We start from the raw sequence: 25,693 nt of genomic DNA, 5'->3' as shown, positions 1-25,693 counted from the left end.
AGAACAGAGACGGAGGATTCCCAATGCGGAGGAACGCGTTATTGCTGATTGCGCTCGGAACGGTGCTCTTCATCTATCTTGTGGGACACGTGGGGGCTAAGGAAGAGAATCAGGGCGTGGCGGGAGACACGTCTACGTTCAAAGGAGCCGGGAACATGGAAAAGGCCACATTTGCGGCGGGCTGCTTCTGGCATGTTGAGGAGGCGTTTCGCCGCGTCGAGGGTGTACAGGCCACTTCCGTAGGGTATACGGGCGGCGACAAGAAAGACCCCACCTACAGGGAGGTATGTATGGGCACGACCGGCCATGCCGAAGCCGTCGAGCTCCTCTTCGACCCCGAGATTGTCAGCTACGAGGAATTGCTCGACGTGTTCTGGAAAGAGCACGATCCGACCCAGCGGAACCGGCAAGGTCCCGACGTCGGCCACCAGTACCGGTCCGCCATTTTTTATCACACGCCCGAGCAGGAAGCGGCCGCCAAGGCATCCCAGAAGGCCCTCGAGAAGTCCGGTAAATACAGCAAACCCATCGTGACCGAGATCGTGCCGGCGCAGACGTTCTGGCGCGCCGAGGACTACCACCAGCAGTATTTCCAGAAGAATGGTTTGAGGCGCTGCCCGCTCTGATACGTGGTGGCCGTTCCGTACCCGCGCACGGCATAGAAGCCCGGAGCGGGTGGAAACCACGGGGATTTTCTTGTAGATTGGAACTGATTCTTCCGGGTTGCGGCATTCAGACAACGGGTTTTTCAGGAAGGGGAGGTGCGTCATGCGTATCGCGGAAGCCATGGCACAGGAGATGGCCCAGGAGGCCAAGGGCACGCGCAGACTGCTCGAGCGTCTGCCCGCAGACCTGTTCGGATGGAAGCCCCACGAAAAATCGATGCCGCTGGGACATCTGGCGTCTCACCTCGCGGATTGCCTGGGCTACGCGCCGCCCATCATTACCATGGACGAACTGCAATTCAATCCCGAGGAGTACAAACCGGTTATCGCCGAGAGTGCCGCCGGACTGCTGCAGATGTTCGACAAGCATCTCGAGGAGGCTCTCGGCGCGTTGGACGGCGTGTCCGACCAGCACATGATGAAGAACTGGAAAATGGTGATGGGCGGCAAACCCATCATCGACCTGCCGCGCTACGCCGTGCTGCGGAGCATGGTCCTGAATCATCATTACCATCATCGCGGACAGCTCGCGGTGTACGCGCGCATGAACAATGTCCCGCTTCCCGCAATCTACGGTCCGTCCGCGGATGAGCGAGGCTGAGCCGGGGCCGGCCACCGGCCCTCACGTGGTTCAGTGCCAGTGAATGAGATCGGAGCTTTCAACGAGCAGGAAGCTCATGTGGCCGCCTTGGGGCCGTAATACGTGAAATAGAGGTACACGACACCCTCGTGGACGACCGCGGCGGGATCGCGAAGGTGCGTTTCGGGCAACCGCCACAGGGGATTCTCCAGCGCCCGGCAGCCCTTGTGACGCCTCCATGGCCGCACCTTTCTGCGATTCGCCCGCGTATGCGCATGCGAGGCATAGAGCGGCCCTCCTAGCGGCAATACCGAAGAAGACACAGGGTCTAATACACCTTTATGCCGACCTCGGCCCCGCCGCGTTCGTTCGAGACGTATGCGCTGTAGATGGTCGAGATGGCGTCGGCGGCCAGCCGGCTGTCGCTTTCCACGGAATCCCCATACGCTACGGCCCGGTAGAACGCCTCGATTTCCTGGGGATATCCCGTCGACCAGTCCTCGTCCGGCGGGATGTTGGTCCAGCCCTGTTTGGTTTCGATCTTTTCGACGGTATAGACGCCGGCGAAATTGGACTCCTTGGGGTTGTAGACCTGCATCGAGGTGTTCGGATTGATGTTGCAGATGGTGCGATGGTTGTTCGCGGCCACCTCGAGCCAATTGTGAATGCCCCCCAAGACGATATCAGACGCAAACACCGTTGCGAGGGTGCCGTCCTCGAACGTCACGTGCATCATCGAGAAATCGTCGATGTCGTGGTAGTCGCACCGGATATGCCCGGCGTCGCGAAACGTTTTCATGCGGGTGAGGGCGTGGGCGCGGGCGGTGACCGTCTTGGGGCGGATGGGTCTGCCGTCGCGGGCGCGCCCCTCGACGCGCTTGAGATACAGCGCGGCCGTGAGGGGGTGGCAGCCTTTGCCGATAAGAACCCCGCCGCCCGAGTACTTCCAGTAGGCATACGTGGGGTTGTGCGACCCCGAATGAGCCTCTTCGCCATGGATCCAGAGAATCTGGGCGCCTGTCTTCTCGATAACCTCGCGTTCGCGCTGGATGGCCGGCGCGTATACCCAGTTTTCGGCGTAGAGGACCCTGCCCTTGCTCTTTTCTTCGGCCGCGAGCATGCGGTCCACGCTCGCAAGCCCGTATCTCAGGGCCTCCTCTTTCGGAAACCGGTCCCCGTGAAATGCCTGCGTGCCGTCGCCGAGATAGCCGGTAAGGGGTTTCTCGACGATGACATGCCTGTCCTGCTCGAGGGCGGCGACGGCGATTTCTTCGTGAGCAGCCACGATGACGCAACAATGGACGACGTCCACGTCGCCGATGAGCGATTCGAGTGAATCGTAGCAGCGGATACCCCGCTCCTCCGCGAACGCCTTGGCCTGGGCGGTGTCGAGGGCGTAGACCCCCTTCACGTCCACATGCGTGCCGTAGACTTTGGTGATCGCCTCGTAATGGAACCGGGCCGCAAACCCCGCCCCCACGATTCCCGCGCGAACCGTCTTCTTCTCCATGTCAGAACCCCCTTCCTGAACAGGTGTCCACGTTTTCGGCATCCAACGGGTCGTATCTTCCGCGCCCGCGGGTAGTCTAGGCAATTGCCGGGAAGGGGATCAATGGCGGACAGGAATGCCCCGATAGTTCGCGGGGGTTGTGCGGAAGTCGAGACATGCACGCCCTTCTTTCACTCTCACATGGCTCAGAATCCGCCGTTCGGAAGGACGCCTGCCACGCGCGCCATCCAATAGGGCAAGAACATGTCGATGCCGGGGTATTCGATCGGTTCGCCGGAGCCGCCGTGGGCGAGCGCGGGAGGCCGCTGCCAGAGGAAATCGCGCATGGGCCGCTCAGAAGGCAGCAAGGCATATCGCGCGTAGTCGGCGTCCAGCATTTCCACTTCGCCACGGTGGTCCACGGGCATCTCCCACTTTTCCTCGGGGAAATCCAGAAGCGACCCTTGAAGAGTGGCGACGGCGCCGGGGTCGTCGTCGCCGGTGCAGAGCAAGTAGATCGCCGCGAAGTGTGCGTTGAGGTGATTGCTCAGTTCCCCATGGCAGGCGTTCCGAAGTATGTCTTGATACTCGGCTTTGCGTTCCGGGCAGTCCTCCAATTGGCAGAGGGTAAACAGGCGGATTAAATTCAGATTGTTCGGGTAATATTGTCTGTCGTGCTCCGTCCTTATGTTCAATCCCCAATAACGGGCGCAGACGCGATAGAGAAACGAACCCACCTGGTAATTGAAGCGTACAGACGAGAAGTCTTCGGGACAGACCGACACCATCAGCAAGGGCCAGACCGGATACGAGTAGAGAGACGGCAGCGTGATATTGAACCCGCCGTCCCAAATCACGAAGGAATCGTTTTCAAGGCGTCTTCCGACACGCCTCACTATGGCCTTTACACGGGCACGGACCTCTTCGTCCTCCACATAGATCCAAAGCGCTGCAAGGCCGAATTGAATGCCGTCGTAGACGTCGCGGGAGCTGTCCCCGAGCCATACAAAATCGTCATAGGGAGAAGTGCCTCGGTAAGCATTTCTGCCCAGTCCGGGGCGAAACCAATCGGTTCCTCCGCTTTGCCGGTAGTATTCCGCGTAGACCGGATCATCCGCGGGACCTGCGTAACGCGCGATATACCCTTCACGGCCGCTCACGAGCGTAAGCCGATCGATCGCATCCAGCGTCTCCAGAATCGCGTCGCGGGTCGACGGGGCCGGGTCCAGATGGTAACGAAATGCCAAGGAGGCCAGGTAATGGCCGGTCCAGATGGCGCCGTCGCCGAGCCCTTTGTATTCCGCCAATTGTGCGCGCCCTCGATCCGTCCAAATAAGGTCCGCATTGAGGCCATGCGGCAGGTGCTGCCTCTGGTAACGCACAAAATGGGATTCCGCTTTTTCCTGTATGGCGAGAATTTGCTCAGGGGAAAGCCCCGGCCAGACAGTTGCCTCGCCCCGGGCAATATCACGCAAAGCGGATTCCTGTTCAGGCGAGAGGCTCTCGGCGCCAGCGAAAGAACAGAACGTCAGGAGCGCCAGGGCAAGCATACGCGCAATACTTTTTGAAGAACGGAGCATAAGCGACTCTCTTGTTGCCCCCTGTTGCTCGTTCATCGGCCCAAGTAACCTGTTGCAGGGACATGCTTTAGCCTGCGGCATCATCGTAGCAGCGGCCTTGCGCCCGGTCAATCCCCCGGAATGTTCAAAAAATGCCCGCGTATTTTTTGCTTGACAGGATGTATACGAAGGTATATTTTTGAGGCCGGTTCCGAAACCCGCCCCGAGCCCTCGTCGGCAAGTTGGAGGCCGCTACATGACCAACAAACGACAAAGACCCACCGAAAGCGCGCGCAAAGCCCTCGAAAACCTGCCCGGCGCGGAACTGGAAGTGATGGCCTGCCTCTGGCAGAAGGGAGAAGCCACGGCCCGGCATATTCGCGAGGAAATGGCGCCGTACCGTCCCATGACGCACGGGGCTCTGGTGACCCTGCTGAAACGCCTTGAAGCCAAGGGGCTGGTCAGCAAGCGCAAGGGGAATTTCGGCAAGGCGTTCGTTTTCCGTGCTGTCCATACGCCTGAACCGGTTTATAGAAAGATAATGCGGGACCTTCACGAGCGGGTGTTTGGGGGGAGCGGCGCGGCCATGTTCGCCTCGTTGTTCGAGACGCGCCCGCCCTCGGTCGAGGAAGTCGACGAGTTACAGAAGCTTCTGGACGATTTGCGACGTCAACAAACGAGAGCAAGAAAGGGATAGGACGATGAGCGGGGTGATTGACGTTCTGAACGGCGCGGCCGCTTTGTGGTGGCCCTATGCGTTCCATGCGGCATGGCAGGCTGCGCTCGTCGGGGTGATTATGCTCGCGGCGGTCCGGGCCTTGCGGCGGCGGTCGGCGCCGCTCCGATATGGGTTGTTGCTGGTGGCGTTGGCGAAATTCGCGATTCCGCCCATGCTGGCGCTGCCGGTTGGAGTATTCTTCTGGATGCCGGAGCCGGCCCGGATCCAGGCGCCCGCGCTCGAGGACACGGAAGCCGTTCCGGCGGGATCGGAGTCCGGTCCCGCGAACGTTGCCCGGGCTCAGTCTCCCGAACTAGCGGTTCCGCAACGCGCGGGGATAGGCACGGCTGTTCAAGGGGCCGCGGACACGCATGTAGGCGAATCCGGAAGGCAGGCGCCGCCCGTTCGGTCCGCGCGCCTGACCTTGCGGGGCTGGTTGATGGCGCTGCATATTGCGGGCGCGATCATGATGGGCGGGTGGATGTTGTGGTCGCTTGCGATGTTGCGAAAGACGCTCGCGTCCTGCCGTCCGGCGTGGGAGGGGCCGGTGCGCGATGCGGCGGCGCGCGCCAGTGAAGCCCTCGGGTTGCGCGGCGATGTTGAGGTGTTCCTTGCTCCCGGCGACGCCGCGCCCATGGCGGTCGGGCTGTTCCGTCCCGCGGCCGTTCTCCCGGAATCCATGGCGGAGAAGTTGGACCCTGCGGGATTGGAAGTCGTGCTGGCGCACGAGCTGGCCCACCTTCGGCGCAGGGACCCGTGGGTACTGGTGCTGGAAAACGTCCTGTTAACCCTCTGGTGGTTTAATCCCGTGGTCTGGATGCTCGTGAAATCGTTGCGGCGGACCCGTGAGGACTGCTGCGATGACCTCGTGCTTTCGCTGCGCCTTGCCGACGAACACACGTATTGCCGCAGCCTGATTAACGCGGCGTCGACGGTTGCCCGGCCGGGTTGGTCGCCCGCCATATTGGGGTTTGCCGACCGCATGCATCCCCTGGGCCGCCGGTTGACCCGGCTCATGGATACCACGCTGCGCAAACCTCACCGGCTGTCGCTTGCCGGGATAGCGGTTCTGGCCATGCTGGCAATCGCAGCGCTCCCGGGCTTGCGCACCGCGTCCGCGGGACCTGCCGGAGCCGTTACGCCGTCCGCTACAGGCACGGCGGCGCTGTCGGGCGCGGAGGAGACGGCTTCCGCCGGCGCTTTCCCCGAGATTCCCGGCAAAGTGATATTCCACGGGAAATACCGCCACCGCAGCCGGGGAGGCGAGCTCCCGGAGCCCGGAGAGCTGTGGCTGAAGCAAACCGAGACGGGCGCAGTGACGGCCATCACACGTCTGCCCTTCATGAACTCGACGGAAATCGCTAAAGGAAATGAAGCCCGCCAAATCATCGCGTACGCCTCCGTCCGCGAAGCCCAGGGAGACAAGCCCGGTTACCGGCTCGACCTCAACATCCAGGACGGCCAGGTGCTCGTGACGCGCCGGGGCATTCGCGAAGACTGGGACGATAGAGCCCTTCCCGTGCCGAAAGGCGCGTTGTTCGACCCCAATAGCCGCCCCGACCCCTATGCTGCCGCGAATATCGTTCTCCGCGGTCTCAACCTCGCGGGCGGAGAGCGGAAGGAGATGCCCGTATATGACTGGGACAACTCCGGCGATGCCATGGCGGCCTATACCATCAGCTTCACGAATGTGGGGAAAGAGCAAGTGATCGTTCCCGCGGGCAAGTTTGAAGCCACGCACATCGTGCTCGAACAGGTCACAAGCGGGGACACGTGGTTCAAGAAGCGCGCGACCCATGTCACCGACTTCTGGGTGCTCGATAACGGCGTGATTGTCCGCATCCTCCGCCATCGTGAACCCTACGAACTCGAGCTGCTCGAGTGGTCGGCGCCGGAGACCTTGCCGGGATACGAGGCTCTCGCGGCAGGCGAATCACTGACCGCGGGAGGCGAGGCGCGCCCCTACCATGGCAGGGCGGCGCTCCGTTTTGACGGCGCGGGCGACTTCATCATGGTAGGTCCCAGCGAGAGCCTGGACATCCGCGGCGACGCCACCATCTCGGCATGGATACGCAAGCAAGGCGATACGGCCCGGTTCGACGAGCAGATCCTCTGGCGGGGCGACGAAACGTTCGGGCAGGACCCCCTGAGCCTGTTCATCCACAACGACCGGGTGACTATACGCACCGACGCTCCAGTGGCATTCTCCGCATCATCGACCGTGCCCGTAGGGCACGATTGGAATTTCTGGACGGGCGTGCGCGACGCCGGCGCGGGAAAACTCCGCGTATACCTGAACGGCGGCCTGGTGGGGGAATCGCCTCTGCCCCAAATGCCCGTGTACGATACCTCCCGGATGTGGATCGTGCTCGGGGCCGTCGATAAAGGCAACTGGCAATACTTCCACGGGGACATCGGCGAGATTCAGTTATGGAATATCGTGCGAAGCCCCGAGGAAATCCGCCAGGACATGGAAGGCGGCATCAAACCCGGCACCGCGGGGCTTGTGGCCTACTGGAACTTCGAGGAGGGCTCGGGCCAGGAGCTCCACGACGCCAGCGGCAACGGCCACGACGTCTACCTCGGCAAGACCGCCAGCCCCGACCCGGGCGACCCGGCCTGGATAACACCCGCCGAGGGGTTTGCAGCCGCGCCGGCGTTGCCGCCCGCACCGTCTCTCGAAGATGTCCCGGGCGAGGTCGCGTTTAAGGCGCTCTACAAACATTTCAGCCGCGGACAAGAAGCAGGCACGGCCGAGGTGGCATACAAAAAGACGCCGGACGGCGGATTGGCCGTCTGGAGCGAGTTGACGTTCTATCCGTCGACCTACTTGGCGGTCTCAGACGCCGAAAAGCGGCTGCAAAAGTACGTCATTCACTATCCAAGCGGCGAACGCCCCGGTTACCACGCCGAGTACGTGTTCGGCCAAGGCGCCATGCAACGCACAAAAGTGCAGGAAGGACAGCTTGGCGGCGACATGGTCGCCGATGTGCCCGCTGGCGCTTCTTTCGACCCCAACACGCGGCCGGACCCGTATTGCGTCGCGCCGATACTCCTCGCGGGGCTGAACCTGTCTGAAGGACAATCGAAGGAGCTGGACGTCTACGATACCGATTACACCGGCGAAGACGTGGAAAGTTATCGGATTCGTTTCGAGCATAAGGGTAAAGAGCGCATCGAGCTGTCTACGGGCAAGTCATTCGAGGCCAACCACGTCGTGCTGACCCAGCTTTCCACCGCCCGCACGTGGTTTAAGAAAGGCGAAGGGCATGTCACGGACTTCTGGGTGCTCGACAACGGCGTGCTCGTGCGCATCTACCGTCACCGCGAACCTTACGAAGTCGTGTTGCTCACGTGGTCGGTACCGGATGAACTACCGGGCCTGATCAAGTAGGCGGCCGGAGAATCTTCTTCACGCTCCTCTGCTGTGGCGTGGTTTCCCGGCCACGCGACTCTTGCGACAGCAGGTCTCCGAAACAGTTTCTCCTCACGCGGGCTGACGTGGCATGATAGACGGGAAATGCGAAATGCCTTCTGGTTCATCATCGGCGGCGTTGTCCTGGCTCTGGCGTTCGTAATACAGAGTCCGTACCTGTCGTATGCCGCCTACGGCTTCCTGTTGCTTGTAGGCATAGCGCATTTCAGCTCGTGGGCATGGCTCAGCGGGCTGGACTGCCGTCGCACGCTCGACCGTACAACCCTGAACCAGGGCGAGGATATCACCGTCGAAGTGACCGTCGAGAACCGGCGCGGATGGCCTATTCCGTGGCTCTATGTCGAGGACCTTCATCCGCCCGATTTCCCGCGCGCAGGCGACAACTCCAGGCTGGCGGTGCTGATGCCCGGCCGCACGCTGCGGTTTCGATACACCTTGACGTGCCCCCGCCGCGGCTACCATCGCATCGGGCCGCTCCTGATGGAATCGGGAGATTTGTTCGGGCTCCAACGGCGGTTTATCACGGGCAAGCGTCAGGATTACATCTCGGTGCTTCCCACGGTAGCCTATATCGAGACCTTCACGATTGCCGCGCGCCGTCCACAGGGACCCGTGCGCATCTCGAACCGAATCTACGAGGACCCGTCCCGCATCGCGGGAGTGCGTGAATACCAGCGGGGAGATCCCCTGAACCTCATTCATTGGAAGGCTTCGGCACGGATGGGCGACCTCTTCACGAAGCAGACCGAACCTTCGAACGTTCTGGGCGCAACCCTTGTGCTCGACCTGCACCAGGACGCCTACGCCGGCGACAAAGCAGAGCAGCGGATGGAGCTCGCCATCACTACGGTTGCCTCCCTCGCCTACCTGTTGCAGCTTTCGGGCGAGCAACTGGGGATGATAACCAACGCGCGCGACGCCGCCGAGGCGGCTCGCTACGAGGTCGCGGGCACTGAAACCCTGTCGCGGCAGGAAGCCGAATCAGGAGTAGCCGGCGAGGAGAAGTCCGACACGTTGCGTCCGCTCGAGGTGCCCACGCGGCGAAGCCCGGTGCAGGCGCTGCATATCATCGAGAATCTTGCCCGGGTACTGCCCACCGACGGGCTCGACGTGGGGGCCTTGTTGATGGCCGAGTTCCGCAAGCAGCCGCGGGACGCCACCCTCATCCCCGTTGTGCCGCGGGTAACGCCGGAGTTCGCGCGGGTGCTTGCCCAGATGAAGCTCTCCGGATTCTCAGTCACCGTATTCCTGATCGACAACTACCACGGGTACGAGGAGGCCTCGGTCATGCTGGCGGGCGACGGCATCGACGTGTTGCATATTGAGACGGAGCGCGATTTGCATGAAATCTCACCGGCCAGAATCTGATGGGACAACCGGGACGCCCGAAAAATATGAGGCGACCGATTTCGCGTCGCTCATGGAGGCCCCTGTCGCCCAGCAGCAGAAGCCGAAGAAGCCCGTGGCGACGGACTTCGCGTCGCTTAAGAGCGCCCTCCCGGAAAGCCGGGTGAAGCGCTGGCAGAAGCACACGGCCACGGATTGGCTCATCGATGCGCTGATACCGCTCATGATCTTCCTGATGGTGCTGTCGTTCGTCATGTTTCTGCTGGATATCCGTTACGTGTACACCGAAGTCAGCGACAAGAACATCCGGGCGTTCGCGCTGTTTCTGGTGCTCGGCGTGGTGGCTCTGAACCGGGTCATTGCCCGCGACGGTACGGAAGAATCGCTGGTCTACTTCGTCCTCCTCGCCGCCGTAACGGGTTTCTACACGTTTATTACCACGGGGGCGTACGAGGTGGGCTCGGTCGCGGGGAAGTTCATGAATCAGCCGTTTGTCGCGACGGGTTTCAATATGACGCTTGTGATTCTGCTCTGGTGGGCCACCAACCGCCTGATGCACGAGTGCTGCGTCGACGAAAACCTCACCGCCGGCGACATCGGCATTCTGACCGGGACCGCCCGCCGCATGTTGAAAGCCACACGGGCCGCGCCAAAAGCGCCCAGGAAGTCCGCCACCTCGAACAAATGGTTCGAACTCGAAGCTTACGATCCGGCGGAGGCGCCCCCGAAACGCGAGACGGTCTCGAAAAAGCTTGAAGCGCCGGCGAAACGGTTGCAGAAGCGCCATCCGGGTATCTCGGTTTTCTATTTCACGGCGCCCGTGGTGTTCGTGTTCGCGATAGGCCCCCGGATCCTGGGCCACGGCGGAGGGAGGCTCATCTTCAGCGGATGGGCGCTCCTGATCGTCTACCTGCTCTCCGCATTGTCGCTGCTCATGCTGACAAGCCTCGGGGGGATACGCGCCTATTTCCGCAACCGCCGGGTGACGATCCCAGGGGGCATCGGGCCGTTCTGGGTGGGTTTGGGGACGATACTGATGTTGTTCGTGCTGTTCGGGGCCGCGGCGCTTCCCAAACCCTCGTGGCCGCCCCTCCTGCATGTCGGGGAACACCAATACGACCCATGGAACAAAGGCTCGACGTTCCGGCTGTCGCTCGTCCAGGTCACACCGGAGGAAGAAGCCCGGCTGGCCGAGATCAGCCGCGACGTGGGCTGTGTTGTGCTTGCGGTACTGGGCCTGTTCGTGTTGTACGGCATTCTGCGGGGTCTCGGGGCGCTGGCCTTCGCGCTGGCGCGGCGCCGGCGGCATCTTCCCCGTTGGCTGGTCAAGATCTTCGACGGGCTGGACCGCATGCTTCTCCGGCTGGCGCGATGGCCAAGCCTGCCGAAGTTCAAGCGGCGCATACGAATCAGCCGGTCGGTATCGAAATCAATCCGGTACTCCAATCCAATGGCTCAAGGCGAGCCGCGCGGCCGCGCCGGTATTGCTCAGGCAGTCGCCACCAGTTACGACGCCCTGTGCGCCCTCGCCTGCGATATTGGCGTGCCCCGCCGCGAGCACCAGACGCCCTACGAGTTTATCCAGTCGTTCCCAAAGGAACTGGAGGGGCTGCGCGACGAAGCCTTGAACCTCACCCAGCTCTACGTGCGATCCCAATACTCGGACCTGGAACCGGACCCGAGAACGTTCCACGTGCTGCGGAGATTCTGGATAACGTTCGAGCAGACCCGCCGCCAACTCGTCCACTGACGGGCGGGGTTCGAGCCGCCAATCTCGAAGCGAAACACGCGGCCCAGGTAGGCGAGATTCAGCACAAGAGGATATACCCACAGGCGCCAGCCTCCGGGAACGCTCATCCACCGGGGAATGCGCCGGACTATCCGCCACGGCGAATAGAACGCCCGGATCAGCCAGTCCGCCCCGTCCTGCAATTCGTTACGGCTCAATTGCGCGGGCGCGAACACCGCATGACGGTAATCGTAGTGTTCCCAATTGCGGTCCGCGAGCCGGTCCTTCATCGATTCGAAGAGCGGGGTGCCGGGGAGAGGGGTCACGATAGCCAGCTGGATGGCATCAATACGGGCGCGTTCCAGAGCTTCGAGCGTGTCGCGAAACACGTCAGGCGTATCATGGTCGAAGCCGACCATGACCCCCGCCTCGACGTACATGCCGTGGCGGTGGAACGCCGCGACGGCCTGCCGGTACTTCTCGGGGGTGTTGAAAGCTTTCTGTTGCGACGCCAGGGCTTCGGGATTGAACGTTTCGAGGCCTACAAAGACCCCGGTGCAGCCGGCGCGCTGCATGGCCGCGAGCAGCTCTTCATCTTCCCCAATGGTAAGAGAGGCCTGGGTGGCCCATCGTTTGCCCAGCGGGGCCAGGCGTTCGAAAAGCGCAAGCGCATATTCGCGGTCCATCGTGAGATTGTCGTCGACGAACATGAACATGCGGCTCTCGAACGCCGCCACCTCTTCCACCACATCCTCGACAGGACGCGTGAAGAAACGGCTCTCGTGAAACTTCGCTATCGAACAGAACCGGCAGGCGTTGCGGCATCCCATCGTCGCGAACGTGGCATGAGCGGTCACGTACTGGCGCTTGTCGAGCAGATGCCGCGGCAGAGTCTTCGGGATTCCGCCGCGGATATCGCCCTGGTAGCGGCGTTGGAGTCTGCCCGCCTGAACGTCCTCGCATACCCGTTGCCATGCCCCATAGGCGGGTCCCGTGACGACCGCGTCGGCGTGTTGGAGGGCCTCGCCGGGGTTCAATGTCGCGTGGTAACCGCCCATCACCACCGGGATGCCGCGTTCCCGGAAATGAGCGCACAGCTCATAGGCGCGGGGCGCCAACGCCGTCATGGCGGTGATCCCGACCAGGTCGAACATGCCGTCAGGAATGTCCTGGAACTGTTCATCGATGAGGGTAATCTCCGCGTCTTTGGGAGACAATTCGGCTACCGTCAGCAGCGGCAGCATGGAAAACCGGAACGTTTTGCCGTTGAAGAACCGCCGCCGCCCGATACGGCGCCAATATCCGGACGCTGGTGCAATCAGCAACATCTTCATGACCGGGCCCTCCGTTTGTTCGGCTCCAAGCAGTTTATGTATGAACTGATCGGCCGGAACCATGCCCGTCTCCCGCGGGGAGATGGGCTTTTCCTCTCTAAACCTTCGTCTTGACTAACCGGGCGCGTACCCGGTTCAGCATCGCAATCAGACTGTCCAATTCCTCTTCCTTCAGAACCGACATCACTGCGTGGACCGCAGCGAGGTAGTCTTTCTCGGTGGCTTCGAGCAGTTCCCGTCCGCGCGAGGTGAGGCTGACCAGGTTGTACCGGCGGTCCTGGGCCGTTGGAGTGCGGCGAATGAGGCCGGCCTTCTCCATGCGGTCCACGATCGAGGTGATATTCGCCCGGTTCACAAGCAGCATGCAGCTCAGCTCGACCTGCGTAAGACCGCCCTGTTCACCGGATTCGTGTTTCAACAGGCTGAGCACGTTGAATTGCACATCGGTCAATTCATGAGCACGGAAGAAGTCCGTGGCGCGCCGCTTGATGCGGTTGGCGGTGAAATAGACGCTGAGCAATGCCTCATGCTCTTTCGAGGCGAAGGGGTGTTTATGCCCGAGTTCGTGCTGAAGCGCCATCGTTCGCCCTCCAACTGTTCATACTCTAACTGTACATGAGCGAATCGATTTTGTCAAGAGGATCTTTTCGTGTGTTGCGCCGAGACACAAGTATCTGCCTACAAAGGATTTACGGCGATTCTGCCTATCGGGAACTGCAGATTACCCCCCGCTGAGAAGCCATTTTACGTCGTATACGCCAAAGCTGATGTGGCTGATGTCGTCACGCTCGTAAAGGCATCCGACCCGTCCGTCAGGAAGTATCGTGAGGCAACTGTAGCCGAACCCGCCCGGATAGATAACTTTCTTGGCGGCCCAGGTCTCTCCCCCGTCGCTGCTGACGAAGATGGCGCCGTTGCTCCGCGAGTTGGTGGTGTTGGGGAGCGAAACCAGCACGAGCCGGTTTCCGCCTTCGGGACTCGCGCAGCCGATGATGCTGCCCATGCACGGAGGCGCGACCAGCGCACAGTCCTCGCGCATGGGTTCCCACGTTTCGCCGGCGTCGTTGCTGACGGCGGCTTTGCGGCAGGGCTTGCCGGTGCTGCCTCGGGCATTCATGAGAAGGCGTCCGTCCTGAAGCTCGACGACTTGAGCTTCGTTGGCGGAGCCCTCCACGTTGTCCAGAGCAATGCGCGCGCCGAGCTTCCAGGTGCGGCCGCCGTCGTCACTGAAACCGGCGCGATTGTGCCAGAAGCGGTCCCCGCCGCCTTCCGGCATGACTTCATAGAGGGGCCACACGATACGGCCCTTATGCGGTCCGAACTGCAGCTCGATGCCAATCCCCGGGCTGCCCACGCTGACGACGTTTTCCGGCTTCAAGGCGCGCGAGACGTCTTCCGGCGGCGTCCATGTGACCCCGTCATCGTCGCTGTAGGTCAGGAATGACTGCGTATTCGTGGGCCCGCCGTACCCGGGGTCCGCCATCACGGCGTTTTCCAGTTTGCCGGTGTGATACCCTTTCGGGTAACGCTGGAACAGGAGCAACACCCGGCCGCTTTCGAGAGCGGCGGCGCACGGATCGTTAAGGGAATCGCCGCCCATCTCCGAGATCACCTGCACAGCCCCCCAGGATTTCCCGCCGTCCGTGCTCCGCTTCAAAATGATGTCGTTCTCGGAATGATCGCCGCCCTGGCGGCCCTCGGCGAACGCCAGGATGACCCCATGCTTTGTCGTGACCACCGAGGGGATGCGGATATAGGGATATCCCCCGTCGCCCAGTGAGAACACGTCGACGAAGGCCTCGGAAGGTTGTTGCAGGGCCGCGTCTCCCTCTTTCCCTGCCGCGTGGCTCGGGGTTTGTCCGAACAGTGCTGCCGTCAGGGCCGCTGCAAGGAACAGCATGTATCCGGCGGGCGTATATCGCTGCATGGTGTGCTCTCCCTCCTCGTCAGATGTGCTCGAGAAACAAACTTCCGTTGCTGTGCATCGAGCATGCACGATCCCGGCGTGTGCCGCAAGTCTCATCCCCGTGATATGATGCCGCGTGGCCCGGATATGGCAGATTGGGAGGAAACCGGGCCCGCAGGAGAACCCGCCATGAAACAGCGAACCACCACCCGCCGCAGTTTTCTGAAAATGTCCGCCGCGCTCGGCACCGCTCCCTGGATTATTCCGTCTACCGTCTTTGGCGCGAACGCCCCGAGCAACCGCGTCAACGTGGCGCATCTGGGCGTGGGCAGCCGCGCCAACGCGCTCATCGGCATGTTCGTCCAGCACGACGACGTGCAGATCCTGGCTTTGTGCGACTGCTTCACGAACCGCCGCGAGGAAATGCGCGAAAAACTCAACGCCAAGTACGGCAGCGGCGTAGTGAAGGCCTATGCCGATTTCCGTGAGGTCCTGGCGCGCGACGATATCGACGCGGTGGTGATCGCAACGCCCGACCACTGGCACGTCCCCCTGGCGATAGCCGCCGCGAAAGCCGGGAAGGACATGTATGTCGAGAAACCGCTCGGCGTGAGCATGGCGTGGGCGAAACGCCTGCGCAGGGAACTCAACGCCAACAAGCGCGTGTTCCAGTACGGCACGCAGCAGCGGTCCGACGCCAAGTTTCGCGTCGCCTGCGAACTGGCCCGCAACGGATATATCGGCCGAATCGAGCGTATCGAGACCTGGTGCCCGGATATGGGGACGCAGTATGAAGCGTTTAAGGTGAAACCCTACGGCTCGACGGAACCCGTGGACCCGCCGGAAGGTTTCGACTACAACATGTGGCTCGGACCCGCGCCGGAGAAACCCTACACCGTAGATCGGTGCACGCCGTTCGGCGCATACCACATCTACGACTACGCGTTGGGATTCATCGCGGGCTGGGGCGCCCATCCGCTCGATATCGCCCAGTGGGGCCTGGGCAGGGACCACACCAGCCCGGTCTATTACGAAGGCACTGGGAGCATCCCCGTGGGCGGCCTGTGCGACACCATTGAATCGTGGGATATCCATTGCGAATACGAGGACGGCCTGCCGATGCGGTTCATGGGGAGCCGCGTCGCGCAACCGGTGGTGAGCGCCTACCGCAAATGGGTCGATCACGGCACCACGTTCTTCGGAACCGAAGGCTGGGTAAGTGTCGACCGGTCCGCCGTGTTCACCAGTGATCCGAAGCTGGCCGACATTCAATTGAAGCCTGACGACGTGCATCTCAAGGTATCCTTGGGCCAGGAACGCGACTTTATCGACTGCGTCAAATCCCGTGAAGAGACCATCAACCCGATCGAGTCGGCCATCCGGTCCGATGCCATCAGCCATCTCAGCGACCAGGCCATCCGGCTCAACCGTCCGATCCGGTGGGACCCCAAACACGAACACATCATCGACGACCGCCAGGCATCGCGCCGTCTGCATCGCTCCCTGCGCGACCCATGGAATCTCCGAAAGCCCATGATCACCGAGCGCTGGAAGGCCTGATACTGCAAAGAAGGACCGTGCCGCGCGCACGTTTGCCTGTTTGCCGAGCCGGGGCTTGGCGGGCCCAGGCGCGCCGTGCCCTTCAGCGGATCAGGTCTTCATTCCCCGCCAGTTTCCACGTCACGCCGTCGGAAGAGGTGAGAAGCGCGCGGCGGTCGCCCCGATAGTCCGTGCGGTAAAACCAGAACGTGGACCAGTAATCGTAGGACAAGAACAGCGCGCCCTGCCGGTCGATAGTGAGCCGGTGGTAGAAAACGCTGTATTCGGAGAACGGCGGCGCGACAAGCACCCGCGGCTCAGACCATGCTTCGCCGGCACGTTTGCTCATATGGGCGAGCGTCGCGTAGCTGTCCGCCGGGAAGTAGTCCCGGTCCGTCCGCCACAGGCGAAACACGAGGTGCAACGTATCCTCTTCGTCGCAGACGAGACCTACATAAGTCTGTCGCAGCCCGGCGCCGACATCCTCGGCCTCGGTCCATCCCCCGCTCGCGTCGTTGGCCTTGAGCGAGCGCGCGTACTTGAAGGTCGCCCCGTGCGTCCCTACGAGCACATGCAGGAACCCTTGGCTGTCCATGGTGATGCAGGGGGAATTGTGCACGTCGTTAGCGGGGGGGCCGTAGCCGATGAGCACGGGTTCTTGCAGGACCCCTGTCTCCCGGTCATAGGTGGCCGCGTACGTGGGCACGCCGGGCGTTTCTTCCCCCGGGTCGGTCGCTTCGCCCCAGACGACGTGCACCTTGGAGCCGCGCGACACGATGGTTGAGGGTATGCCCGAATGTGCGGAGAAACCGATGCATTTCCTCGAAACCGGCACGGGGCCGCCTACGGCGAGCGCGCCGTTCTCGGCTCGCGGCACAAACAGCTCGATGTCGTTCAGGCTGCGCCACATGAGGGTCGGATCTTTCGCGGTCCGAACCGTCCGAATGAACGGAGGAGGCCCCGCCGGAGTGTTGTGGCCCGAGAACTGCTCGATATCGAATGACCCATTGCCAGGAATCGGGTACGCCTCGAACGCGCTGTTCCCGGCCGGCAACCGCACATAGACCGGCTGACCTTGAGTCTCGCCGATGAAGTACGCTCCCCCAGCCGTGTCAAACGCCACTTTCGAAATGCGTGCCGCGATCGCGGTTCCGTCCGCGGCCTTCAACGGCAACGCCTTCCATTCCCCGTCGCGGCCGCTCCATAGCGTGCCGCCCGTGACGACATACGGCCGGTTCCCGGTGTCGAAATACACCTCGTTTTCCGTGGGATACTCGGGCAGGTATCCGAACTGGGCATTCTCGTGACGGTACGGTTCGAGCTTGATGGGAATCGTGAGCGGTTCAGTGGCGGGCGCGACACCCGGCCGCAGCGTCACACTCGAGTAAGTCGTGAAACCGGAACCGTCCTGAGGGGTCGCGCGAAGACGGCACGTACGCACCGACTCCTCCTCAGGCATATGGCACAAGAGTCTTATGTCACGCGTTTTTCCTGGTCCCAACGTCACATTCGTGTCCGACGTGTCTGAAAAGCCGAACGCGCCTGCCGCGAGAGCCTCGTGCTCGAGTGTCAGGGCGATGGTGCGCTGTTCGGCCGCATTGTTGTGTACGCGAAACGTGAGGAATTGCGATTGCCCGGGTCTGGCATACACAATCCGGTGATAGGGCGTCAGCAGCCAGCGGTTCTGATGAAACGGGAACCACGACGAAGCCTCGGGCGTCCACAGCGAGAGATTGGCGCCGCTCGAGTCCCACCGCGTGACCCCGTCAATGTGGACCACCGCCTTGTATTTCGGGAAGTGGAGACGCCAGGGCACATTCTCGCGCGCCGCCGCCGCGACATCATGCCTTGCGGCGCCGTCACCGGATACCGCGATCGCCGCCAGCAGAGCCTCCTTGCTGTCGTACAACGTCAACGGCGCGGTATCCGCCGGCAGCGCGCTCAGCTCGATGGCAAACGCGGTCTCGCGCGGCAGAAAACAAACATCTCCTTCGCGCTCGGGGTTGTTGATGACTATGGGCTCTTCGTGAGGCGCGTCGCGATGGCCGCGCGAGGTCTCAACCAGATAGTGCGGGCAATTTGTCGTGAACGCCCAGAACGCGTGGTCTCCGTAGGGGTCACCGGTCACGGTGATGTTGACCCCGTACACGCCCGCGGCTTCTACGGCGGTCTCCAAACGTATCCGCTGGACGGGACCCGGGCCGCTTCCCGCGGCTTGCCCGTCATCGGGGATATACGCTTCTTGAATCACCTCGCGGCCGGGGCCGAATAAGACGGCGCGCAGGTGGGTCTCGATATCGCGGCTGTTCTTGTCCTGTTTCGCGATCTCCACCACGAGCTCGCCGGGAGAGGCCATCAGATACAGTCCGCCCACACCTCCAAGGCGCAACGGCATGGGTTGCTCTGCCCCTGAGACCGGCGCCGCCGGCGGCTCCTCGCCCGCAATGGCCTCGAAAGCCTGAAGCAACAAGAGCGCCGCAGTCAATGTGATGGTGATGCCTCGCACAGGATGCAATCCTTTCCCCGGTGTTTTGGTCTTCGCGTCATGGCGCGTTCCAAGCGATGAGAGCCACTGTACCATGTCCTGGCGGCGGAATGCGCAACCGGCGTGCCCGTCCTGCCTGCCGGGGATATCTCAGATATCCAGCCCTGGACGCCGCAAGGCCGCGCTGTTTCCTTGCGCTGGTCACTGAACCGGGCGTTTCCGAGGTTATTGCGCCGTTGCTGTTTGAGCCAGCCCTGCTCGTGGCGCGCGAACTCCGCGCATCCCAGAAACTCGACGGGCCGTGGCGGAAGACCCTCGTGGACCCCTGCCTCGACTGAACGGGCAGGATTATCCGCGCCCCACTTCGGCGTTCTATGATTCATAACCCTGGTGTGGTATGCTGAAGCGGCTGGCACACAGGGCGTAGTATTCGGAGTGAGAATCTGGATAATCCGTCGTGGCTGAAAACGCGGTCTTTCACAGTGCGGAATTCCCCAGTACGCTCGACGTGCTGGGAGACGCGATACAGGATGCACTGAATGCTTTGCTTCAAGACGGCTGGATTGACGACGGCCAGGTCTTTTATGCCCGGCTTTGTCTCGAGGAGGCCATTGTAAACGCCATTACCCACGGAAATCAGTCGGACGGCGCCCGCAAGGTGCGCATCCAGATGACGCGTGAAGCGCCCGGAGACATTTGCTGCATCCGCGTATGCGACGAAGGGACCGGGTTTGATCCCGATGACATAACATTGCCGCCGTGCACGGAATTGAACGGCCGGGGCATTTGTCTTATTCGTCATTGCATGGATAGCGTAAACTATGACCCGCGAACACATTGCCTGGAAATGCGAATGCGGCGGAACGGCCTGTGCAGAGGAGGCGCAACATGAACGACGCTCCCTTGGTCACCTTTGAGATCGTGGACAACATCACGGTGGGGCGTGTGGGCGCGGCGAGCGTACTGGATGCCGTGAATGTCACCCAGTTCGGCAACGAAATACTCAACTTTCTCAAGAAACTAAGCGGCGTTAACCTCATGCTCGATTTTGAAAACGTCGAATATCTGTCCAGCGCCGTCCTGACCGAGTTGCTGCGCGTCAACCAGACCATTCAGAACATGCGGGGAAATCTGCGCCTGTGCGGACTCAGGAGCGATGTGCGCAAAGTCTTTGAAATCACCAACCTTGACAAAGTATTCACGATTTACGGCGACTATAAGCAGGCCCTGAAACGTTTCGAGCGTTCGCTCGAGATCGCCGAACGGGAAAATGCGTGGTCCCGTCTGTCCAAAGAAGACTAGAACCGCCCCGCTGCTAGCGCCGGCCTCTGACGGCTTTCAATTGCGCGTACGCCTCGTTGAGCGCCCGCATGGTATCTTCATCTCCCCCATGATCGGGATGGTGAAGTTTTGCCTTGCGCCGGTAGGCCTTCTCGACCTCTTCCCATGGCGCCGAAGGCGATATCCCCAACATTTTGTAACAGAGGTCGTAGTCCCGGCTCGGAGGAGCCGCGTTAGATTGCTGGCGCGAACGGTTCTGGTTCTGAGAGGCGCCTTCGTCCACGCGCTCGCCACGCAGTTCCCGGATGCCGCGAATCACAACCGGCCAGAGTCCCGTGACCCACATGATCACGATGATCAGAACGACGATGATCATCTCGCTGGGACTGGTGAAGCCGAACACGTGCCTCCGCTCCTCGAGCGCCTATTTTCTGCGCCGCTTTTCCTTCTCGTAGCTGAAGATATTGTCCACAGCCTGGCCGATGGCGTCCATCGGGTCCTCCGAACTCTGGACCTTGCGGCGCTGCCGCCGGCGAAAAGTGCGCCACCAGGGGATTAGCTTCATGTAACCGTATCCAACGGCCAACCCGCCGAAATGCGTCGCGACCGATGTGCCGCCCTCGCCAAGCGTCGACATGATGTTGAGCGCGATGACAACCAACACCAGGGCCCGCGCCGTGAGGCGTATCGGAATCGGGAACAACATCAGTTCGCGGTCCGGGTTCACAACGGCAAACGCGACCAGCACGCCCATCGTGGCGCCGCTCGCCCCGATCACGGGCCCCCCGCCCCAGAAAGGCGCCATGATCAGCGTCGCCAGCACTGCCAGCGAGCCGACAATCAGATAGAACCGCAAGAACTGCCGGGTACCCAGGACACGTTCGACATCGGGCCCGAAAACGTACAGCCACAGCATGTTGCCAAACAGATGAAGTAGCCCGCCATGCAGAAACATGTAGGTCAGGGGCTGCCAGATCAGCCCGTTCCACGGGAAAGTGGACGAGTCGAAGGCAAACCAGTGAAGAAGCTCGAGCCCCGGCGCCGCATACGGGTGTGACGTTCTTACCGCCAACGGCTCAAAGATGTGTACGAGCAACTGGACCACAAACACGGCCGACGTCAACAACAGAATCCGTTGAACCGCCCAAGTAATGCGACCGCCCGGCGGACCCGTGCGCTGCTCATATGTGTAGGAAAAGCCGCTCATAAGTGCTTGGTCTAGCGTTCTTGCCCGTCCGCGGCGGAGAGACGCACTCTGCCGGCCGCAGACTCGACATATAGCCTGACATATTGGCGCGGCAGACACAAGCGCGAGGGAGGCCGCCCGTTTGCGCGGCTTACGGGGCGGCGTTCTGTGAGGCCCGCCGCTCCGCAAGCGTGGCGCTCAACGGATAGGAAGCCACCGGGCCCCATCTCGACACGGGCAGATAGATATAACGAACCTTGCCGATAATATCGTCCACCGAAACCGTCGGATCGGCCCGAAGCTCGGGCGAAATTCCAGGGTCTTCCTTCGCATTGGCCCAATACGAACTGTCCTCGCTGTCGTTGCGGTTATCGCCCAGAACAAATACGCGCCCCTGGGGCACCGTGACCGGCGGAAAAACTTCGTAGACCATGGGCTCTTTCGTATACGGTTCAGACGCGTACTTGCCATTGATAAAGAGCGCGCCGGCCTGAATGGCCACCATGTCCCCCCCCACGCCGATGATCCGCTTGACGAGGTTGCCCCCGTCACGGGCCGGGTCTTTCAACACGACAAGGTCGCCCCGCTGGTACTCCGGCGCGTTCAGCGTGAGCAGGTAGTCGCCCCGGTACAGGGTGGGTATCATGGAATCGGAAGGCACCGCGAAAAACCGCATGCCCCGGAAAAAGCCCAAATAACAGATCACTGTCGAGCAGCAGATGATGAACACATAGAAGGTATAACGAACACGGGAGATTCGCCGTTCTTGAGTCATGGTGCTCAGGTTCCCAGGATAGTGCGGATCATAGTTTGGACAGCAGGTTCGTGGCGACGTCGTTTCCGGGGCGAATAGCGAGTGCCGCATCAAGGCATTCACGGGCCTTCGCTTTGTTCCCATCCGCAATCCAGACGCGCGCCTCGTTGAGCCACGTATAGAATTCCTCGTCGGTCGTGCGCGCTTTCTGCCGCGCCCACTGCCAGGCACGGGCGGCTTCCCGCCAGTCGGCCTCCAATTGGAAATTCTGAGCAGCAAAGAAATTCACGGCGTAGTCTTGAATCAATTCGTACTCATTGCTGAGTTCAGCCGCCTTCTTCGACATTTTCATGGCCGTGCGGTAGACCTTCTTGAGACTCCACTTGTTGCGTTTTGCCACCTCCGGAAAGTGCGTGAGGTAGATCTGGCACAGGTTGAAGAGGTAATCCGGGTGGTTGGGCTCGAGTTTCAGCGCTTTATCGAAATAGGCCAGCCCCATCGATAAGTCGCCCGTATGGCAATAATGGAGCGCCAGATTGTTTAACGGTTCGCTCAATTCGGGGTAGAGCGCGGACGCTTTTTTCCACAGCATGATCGCCTTTGCGTGGTCCCCCTGGTAGTCGTAAAGCAACTCGGCATAATACGTCAGAGCGCGGCCGTTATCGGGATACCGTTCCAGCACGTAATTGTAAGCCTGCTGGACCATGGTCAGGCGATCTTTCGCCCGTTCCATGGTCTCCTGTGCAAGGTCCTTATCTCCCGCCATGGCCAATTCCTCGGCGAGGTCCATATCCCACTGGGCCAGGCGGCACTGCTGGCGGTCGAAGTCGCGAACCGCAGCCGCCAGACGCTGCTCATCACCGGCAAGCGCCTCCATGTGCGACAGCGCCGGAGGAAGGTCCGCGGAAATGGCTGCCGCACTGAATACAAAGCTCAGAACAAATGTTGCAAGCAAGTTTCTTCTCATGGCTTTCGCTTCCCATAATGCGGCGCCTGCTGCGCTTCATCACACTATAGCACGCCGGCAAGTCCCGCCGGCAACATCGGCGGCTATGCCTGGCAGGGGCGAATCCATACGAACGCGTCGACGTCGCGCAGCGGCTCGAATCCCAGACGCAGATACAGGTTGCGCGCGGGATTCGAAACCGTAACACCCAAGCCTGTTTTCCTCATGCCCGCTTTAAAATAGCACGTCGCAAGGTCTTGAATGAGCACGCTCCCCAGACCGTGTTTCTGAGCATCGGGGTGCACGGCCACCTGCAGCACAAAGCCTGCGCCGGGTGCTACTTCGCAGCCCACGATCACACCGAGGATGCGACCGTACCCACGCAGCACCCGCACGTACTCCGGATGGCACGCGCCGTAAGCGCCCTGCAGCGTGCTGCGGATGTAGTCTTCCGCTGAGGGCGCGTCTTGCACTTCGGGATGCAGCTCACGTTCCGGATGGTTTTCGTAGGCCGCCGCGATCGTCTCCGCGGCGCCCCGCAGGTCCAACGGACCGCATGGGGCCGAACGCGACACCCCCGTCCCAATGTTTGCAAGCAGTTGCGTGTCGGCACTCATCAGCTGACGCGGAAACACCTGGAATCCCAAATCCTCGAAGGTCTTACGTAAGTCCAAGTCACAAAACGGGATACATTCCGAAGCGATTGCGCTCACCCCGCCCCTGCGCAGGGGCTCTACTGCCTCCCGGATGAGGCGGTCTTCAACACCCGTTCCCCAGAAGCGCTTCAATACGTGCACAAATGGTATCCGGCCCCTGTCGTTCTGGCACAGTGCCATCGCGATACCCACTGCCTCTGCGTCCACCTCGGCGCAATAGGTGCGGACCTCGGGCGAACGCATCGTGGCCTCCACGGCCTTCGGCGCAATCCGCCGGTACGCATCCCCCGCGGCAGGTCCGTACAGTTGGGTCAAACCCTGCGCGATGTCGCGGATGAACTCGGAGAAATTGCCGGGAGGCGTGAGAATCGTCCGAATACGCACGGCTTCTACACTCCTTGCGGAGAAGCGCCGGGGGTGCGGCGGCATCAATGGCCCCTCATGCATGGGGCGCGGCGCCGATTCCCCGTCACGGATTCATCCGCTTGTTTGCCTCCGCGACAAGGTCCAGCAGATATGCGCGGTCATTGTCGGGCGTAATGCTGAACGTATCCTTTTGTTGCTCGAGGTCATAGGCCCAGATGGCGGCGAGCGGCACGCCGCTGGCCACTATTGCGTCGAAAACGGCGCGATTCTCATGTTCCGGCCCCTGTGGCCCGCCGTGTTTTCCGTCATCAGCCGCGCCGAATTCGCCTACAAACAGCGCCTTCCCCGCTCCCTTACAGGCGGCCAGGGCGAGCGACAGGATCTCCTCGTAGGACGGCTGCCCATCGAAGCGCGCCTCACGGTCGAAGGGATACACGTGCACCGAGACCAGATTGACCGGGTCCGGACTTGTCAGAATCAGGCGCTGCTGAAGCTGCTCGCGCGTGTCGTGCGTCCAGGTCCCCTCTGTATGCATATGATGGGCCGCGGGCCGGGGAAGGCTGTTGCCGGTCGTAATGGCCCGGTGTGAATCATATTGCCGGACCGCTCTGGCGAATTCGCGGCAGGCCGACACGAGCATCTCGGTGGTCATGTCGTCTCTTTCGGTGCGCTCACTGGCCGTGCCCATTCGGGGAAGCACATAGGGGCGGTGAGTGGACGCGTTGGGAAGGTCCGCCGCCAGATCGTATTCATTGCCCAGCTCCCACGCCCAAATGGCAGGAGAATCCACGTAGCGCGGCACGACATCCGCCACGTATTGGCGCATGAACGCGATGGTCTTGCTCTCGGGGTCGCCCCAGGCGCTGCGCGGCTCCCCAACGATATCGGGCACGCACGCATCGAACCAGAACATGCTGGGAATGAGACCGACCCCTGCCTCCTCGGCGGTCCGCACTACATCGTCCAGCAGTTTCAGGTAGGCTTCCTTGTCTTCGCGGTACAGGCGCCACTCGACCGGCCAGAAACCGCACGCCGCAAACCGGGCAAACGGAATCCCCTTCCCGGAAAGCGTCTTGAATCCCTCCCGGTAACTCGTATCCTGAGGATTCTGCACGCGGCGCAGAAATGCGTTGAAATAATTGACCCCGATTCCCCGGTACGGTTGACCGTCTTTCAGAAGGACACCCTCCTTGCTGACACTAAGGCCCGGCGGCTGTTCCGCCGCGCGGACTCCCGCGGCCCACACCATGCACAATGCCGCTAGAACGCCGATTCTGTTCACCGTGCACTTCCTCCTTTGCTCTTCTGACGCGACACAGCATACGATCCCGCCACGAACCCCTCAAGAAAGCCCCAACCCCGGCTCGAAACTGGACCCCTGCTCGGGGTCCTCTCAGACTCCTTGGACGCCCGCCGCTCTGCATGCCTAGTACCTCTGTGCTGGCAACAGCACGTTTGATTTGACCCGGCCCATCGGCGTGCGCTACCATGTTTTGGCTTGATTAGAAAGAGCACGCCGCCGGAGTGGTGGAATTGGTAGACACGCATGGTTCAGGGCCATGTACTCGCAAGGGTGTGGGGGTTCGAGTCCCCCCTCCGGCACCATCGCGACATGTATGCCTGGCGGATAATCCTGCTTCGCCGGGCGTTTTTTTATTCCAACAGCCCCGATGCCGCTACCTTGAACGGGCCTTTCATCCAGACTACCATGGTTTCG

Annotated in this window: 23 protein-coding genes and 1 tRNA gene; 11 read left to right on the top strand and 13 right to left on the bottom strand. The window is 61.6% G+C overall.

The features are described 5' to 3' along the window. Nucleotides 1-155: 155 nt before the first annotated feature. The gene (msrA, locus tag PLJ71_00875; protein ID HQM47204.1) at nt 156-626 is read left to right on the top strand and encodes a peptide-methionine (S)-S-oxide reductase MsrA; all 471 of its coding nucleotides are present in this window, start codon (nt 156-158) and stop codon (nt 624-626) included. Between the two features lie 142 nt (nt 627-768). After that, entirely contained in the window at nt 769-1,266 is a 498-nt protein-coding gene (locus PLJ71_00870; protein ID HQM47203.1) for a DinB family protein, read from the top strand. A 74-nt stretch (nt 1,267-1,340) separates the two neighbouring features. On the opposite strand, the gene PLJ71_00865 is transcribed toward PLJ71_00870, so the two are convergent. The 3 genes from PLJ71_00865 to PLJ71_00855 form a co-directional block, all read right to left on the bottom strand. Beyond that, nucleotides 1,341-1,568: a hypothetical protein gene (locus PLJ71_00865; protein HQM47202.1), complete on the bottom strand. Its 228-nt coding sequence runs from the start codon at nt 1,566-1,568 to the stop codon at nt 1,341-1,343. A 5-nt stretch (nt 1,569-1,573) separates the two neighbouring features. Then, nucleotides 1,574-2,755, bottom strand: a complete 1,182-nt coding sequence (locus PLJ71_00860; protein HQM47201.1) for a Gfo/Idh/MocA family oxidoreductase — start codon at nt 2,753-2,755, stop codon at nt 1,574-1,576. A gap of 185 nt (nt 2,756-2,940) precedes the next feature. Beyond that, nucleotides 2,941-4,284 carry a hypothetical protein gene (locus PLJ71_00855; GenBank protein ID HQM47200.1) on the bottom strand — a complete coding sequence of 448 codons (1,344 nt, stop codon included), beginning with the start codon at nt 4,282-4,284 and terminating at the stop codon, nt 2,941-2,943. A gap of 265 nt (nt 4,285-4,549) precedes the next feature. Between PLJ71_00855 and PLJ71_00850 the strand changes: the two genes are divergently transcribed. The 4 genes from PLJ71_00850 (at nt 4,550) to PLJ71_00835 (ending at nt 11,544) form a co-directional block, all read left to right on the top strand. Beyond that, entirely contained in the window at nt 4,550-4,990 is a 441-nt protein-coding gene (locus PLJ71_00850) for a BlaI/MecI/CopY family transcriptional regulator (protein ID HQM47199.1), read from the top strand. 4 nt (nt 4,991-4,994) lie between these two features. Next, nucleotides 4,995-8,405, top strand: coding sequence for a M56 family metallopeptidase (locus PLJ71_00845; protein ID HQM47198.1), 3,411 nt, complete (start codon nt 4,995-4,997; stop codon nt 8,403-8,405). 126 nt (nt 8,406-8,531) lie between these two features. After that, on the top strand, nt 8,532-9,815 hold the full coding sequence (locus PLJ71_00840; GenBank protein HQM47197.1) for a DUF58 domain-containing protein: 1,284 nt from the start codon (nt 8,532-8,534) through the stop codon (nt 9,813-9,815). Then, entirely contained in the window at nt 9,790-11,544 is a 1,755-nt protein-coding gene (locus tag PLJ71_00835; protein HQM47196.1) for a DUF4129 domain-containing protein, read from the top strand. The genes PLJ71_00840 and PLJ71_00835 overlap by 26 nt, the downstream gene beginning before the upstream one ends. Here the strand turns inward: PLJ71_00835 and PLJ71_00830 are convergent. The 3 genes from PLJ71_00830 to PLJ71_00820 all read right to left on the bottom strand — a co-directional run bounded on the left by PLJ71_00830 (nt 11,436) and on the right by PLJ71_00820 (nt 14,784). Further along, the gene (locus PLJ71_00830; protein HQM47195.1) at nt 11,436-12,857 is read right to left on the bottom strand and encodes a radical SAM protein; all 1,422 of its coding nucleotides are present in this window, start codon (nt 12,855-12,857) and stop codon (nt 11,436-11,438) included. The genes PLJ71_00835 and PLJ71_00830 overlap by 109 nt on opposite strands. A gap of 97 nt (nt 12,858-12,954) precedes the next feature. Further along, nucleotides 12,955-13,437, bottom strand: a complete 483-nt coding sequence (locus PLJ71_00825; GenBank protein ID HQM47194.1) for a MarR family transcriptional regulator — start codon at nt 13,435-13,437, stop codon at nt 12,955-12,957. A gap of 141 nt (nt 13,438-13,578) precedes the next feature. Next, a complete protein-coding gene (locus PLJ71_00820) occupies nt 13,579-14,784 on the bottom strand; it encodes a sialidase family protein (protein ID HQM47193.1) in 1,206 nt (401 codons plus the stop codon). Nucleotides 14,785-14,952: 168 nt separating this feature from the next. Between PLJ71_00820 and PLJ71_00815 the strand changes: the two genes are divergently transcribed. Further along, a complete protein-coding gene (locus PLJ71_00815) occupies nt 14,953-16,323 on the top strand; it encodes a Gfo/Idh/MocA family oxidoreductase (GenBank protein ID HQM47192.1) in 1,371 nt (456 codons plus the stop codon). An 82-nt stretch (nt 16,324-16,405) separates the two neighbouring features. Here the strand turns inward: PLJ71_00815 and PLJ71_00810 are convergent, their stop codons facing one another. After that, nucleotides 16,406-18,808: a BNR-4 repeat-containing protein gene (locus PLJ71_00810; protein HQM47191.1), complete on the bottom strand. Its 2,403-nt coding sequence runs from the start codon at nt 18,806-18,808 to the stop codon at nt 16,406-16,408. A gap of 89 nt (nt 18,809-18,897) precedes the next feature. Here PLJ71_00810 and PLJ71_00805 point away from each other — a divergent pair, with 89 nt between their 5' ends. From PLJ71_00805 to PLJ71_00795, 3 genes are all read left to right on the top strand, one after another. After that, a complete protein-coding gene (locus PLJ71_00805) occupies nt 18,898-19,125 on the top strand; it encodes a hypothetical protein (GenBank protein HQM47190.1) in 228 nt (75 codons plus the stop codon). A gap of 119 nt (nt 19,126-19,244) precedes the next feature. Continuing rightward, nucleotides 19,245-19,679 (top strand): ATP-binding protein, encoded by a 435-nt coding sequence (locus PLJ71_00800; protein ID HQM47189.1) that lies wholly within the window; start codon nt 19,245-19,247, stop codon nt 19,677-19,679. Then, the gene (locus PLJ71_00795; GenBank protein ID HQM47188.1) at nt 19,676-20,089 is read left to right on the top strand and encodes an STAS domain-containing protein; all 414 of its coding nucleotides are present in this window, start codon (nt 19,676-19,678) and stop codon (nt 20,087-20,089) included. Before PLJ71_00800 ends, PLJ71_00795 begins: the two co-directional genes overlap by 4 nt. A 13-nt stretch (nt 20,090-20,102) precedes the next feature. Here PLJ71_00795 and PLJ71_00790 read toward each other — a convergent pair whose 3' ends face one another. The 6 genes from PLJ71_00790 to PLJ71_00765 form a co-directional block, all read right to left on the bottom strand. Further along, nucleotides 20,103-20,471 (bottom strand): J domain-containing protein, encoded by a 369-nt coding sequence (locus PLJ71_00790; GenBank protein HQM47187.1) that lies wholly within the window; start codon nt 20,469-20,471, stop codon nt 20,103-20,105. A gap of 21 nt (nt 20,472-20,492) precedes the next feature. After that, a complete protein-coding gene (locus PLJ71_00785; protein HQM47186.1) occupies nt 20,493-21,191 on the bottom strand; it encodes a rhomboid family intramembrane serine protease in 699 nt (232 codons plus the stop codon). Nucleotides 21,192-21,405: 214 nt separating this feature from the next. Then, entirely contained in the window at nt 21,406-22,029 is a 624-nt protein-coding gene (gene lepB, locus PLJ71_00780; protein HQM47185.1) for a signal peptidase I, read from the bottom strand. A gap of 28 nt (nt 22,030-22,057) precedes the next feature. Beyond that, nucleotides 22,058-22,975: a hypothetical protein gene (locus PLJ71_00775; protein ID HQM47184.1), complete on the bottom strand. Its 918-nt coding sequence runs from the start codon at nt 22,973-22,975 to the stop codon at nt 22,058-22,060. Between the two features lie 83 nt (nt 22,976-23,058). Continuing rightward, nucleotides 23,059-23,994 (bottom strand): GNAT family N-acetyltransferase, encoded by a 936-nt coding sequence (locus tag PLJ71_00770; GenBank protein HQM47183.1) that lies wholly within the window; start codon nt 23,992-23,994, stop codon nt 23,059-23,061. An 85-nt stretch (nt 23,995-24,079) separates the two neighbouring features. Next, on the bottom strand, nt 24,080-25,258 hold the full coding sequence (locus tag PLJ71_00765) for a cellulase family glycosylhydrolase (GenBank protein ID HQM47182.1): 1,179 nt from the start codon (nt 25,256-25,258) through the stop codon (nt 24,080-24,082). Between the two features lie 236 nt (nt 25,259-25,494). Between PLJ71_00765 and PLJ71_00760 the strand changes: the two genes are divergently transcribed. After that, nucleotides 25,495-25,581 (top strand) — tRNA-Leu (locus PLJ71_00760). Nucleotides 25,582-25,693: the final 112 nt, after the last annotated feature.

Source organism: Candidatus Hydrogenedentota bacterium, from assembly GCA_035416745.1.
In the GTDB taxonomy this organism is placed as follows: domain Bacteria; phylum Hydrogenedentota; class Hydrogenedentia; order Hydrogenedentales; family SLHB01; genus UBA2224.
Note: the sequence above shows the minus strand (reverse complement) of the source record. Positions and strands in the feature narration are given on the sequence as shown.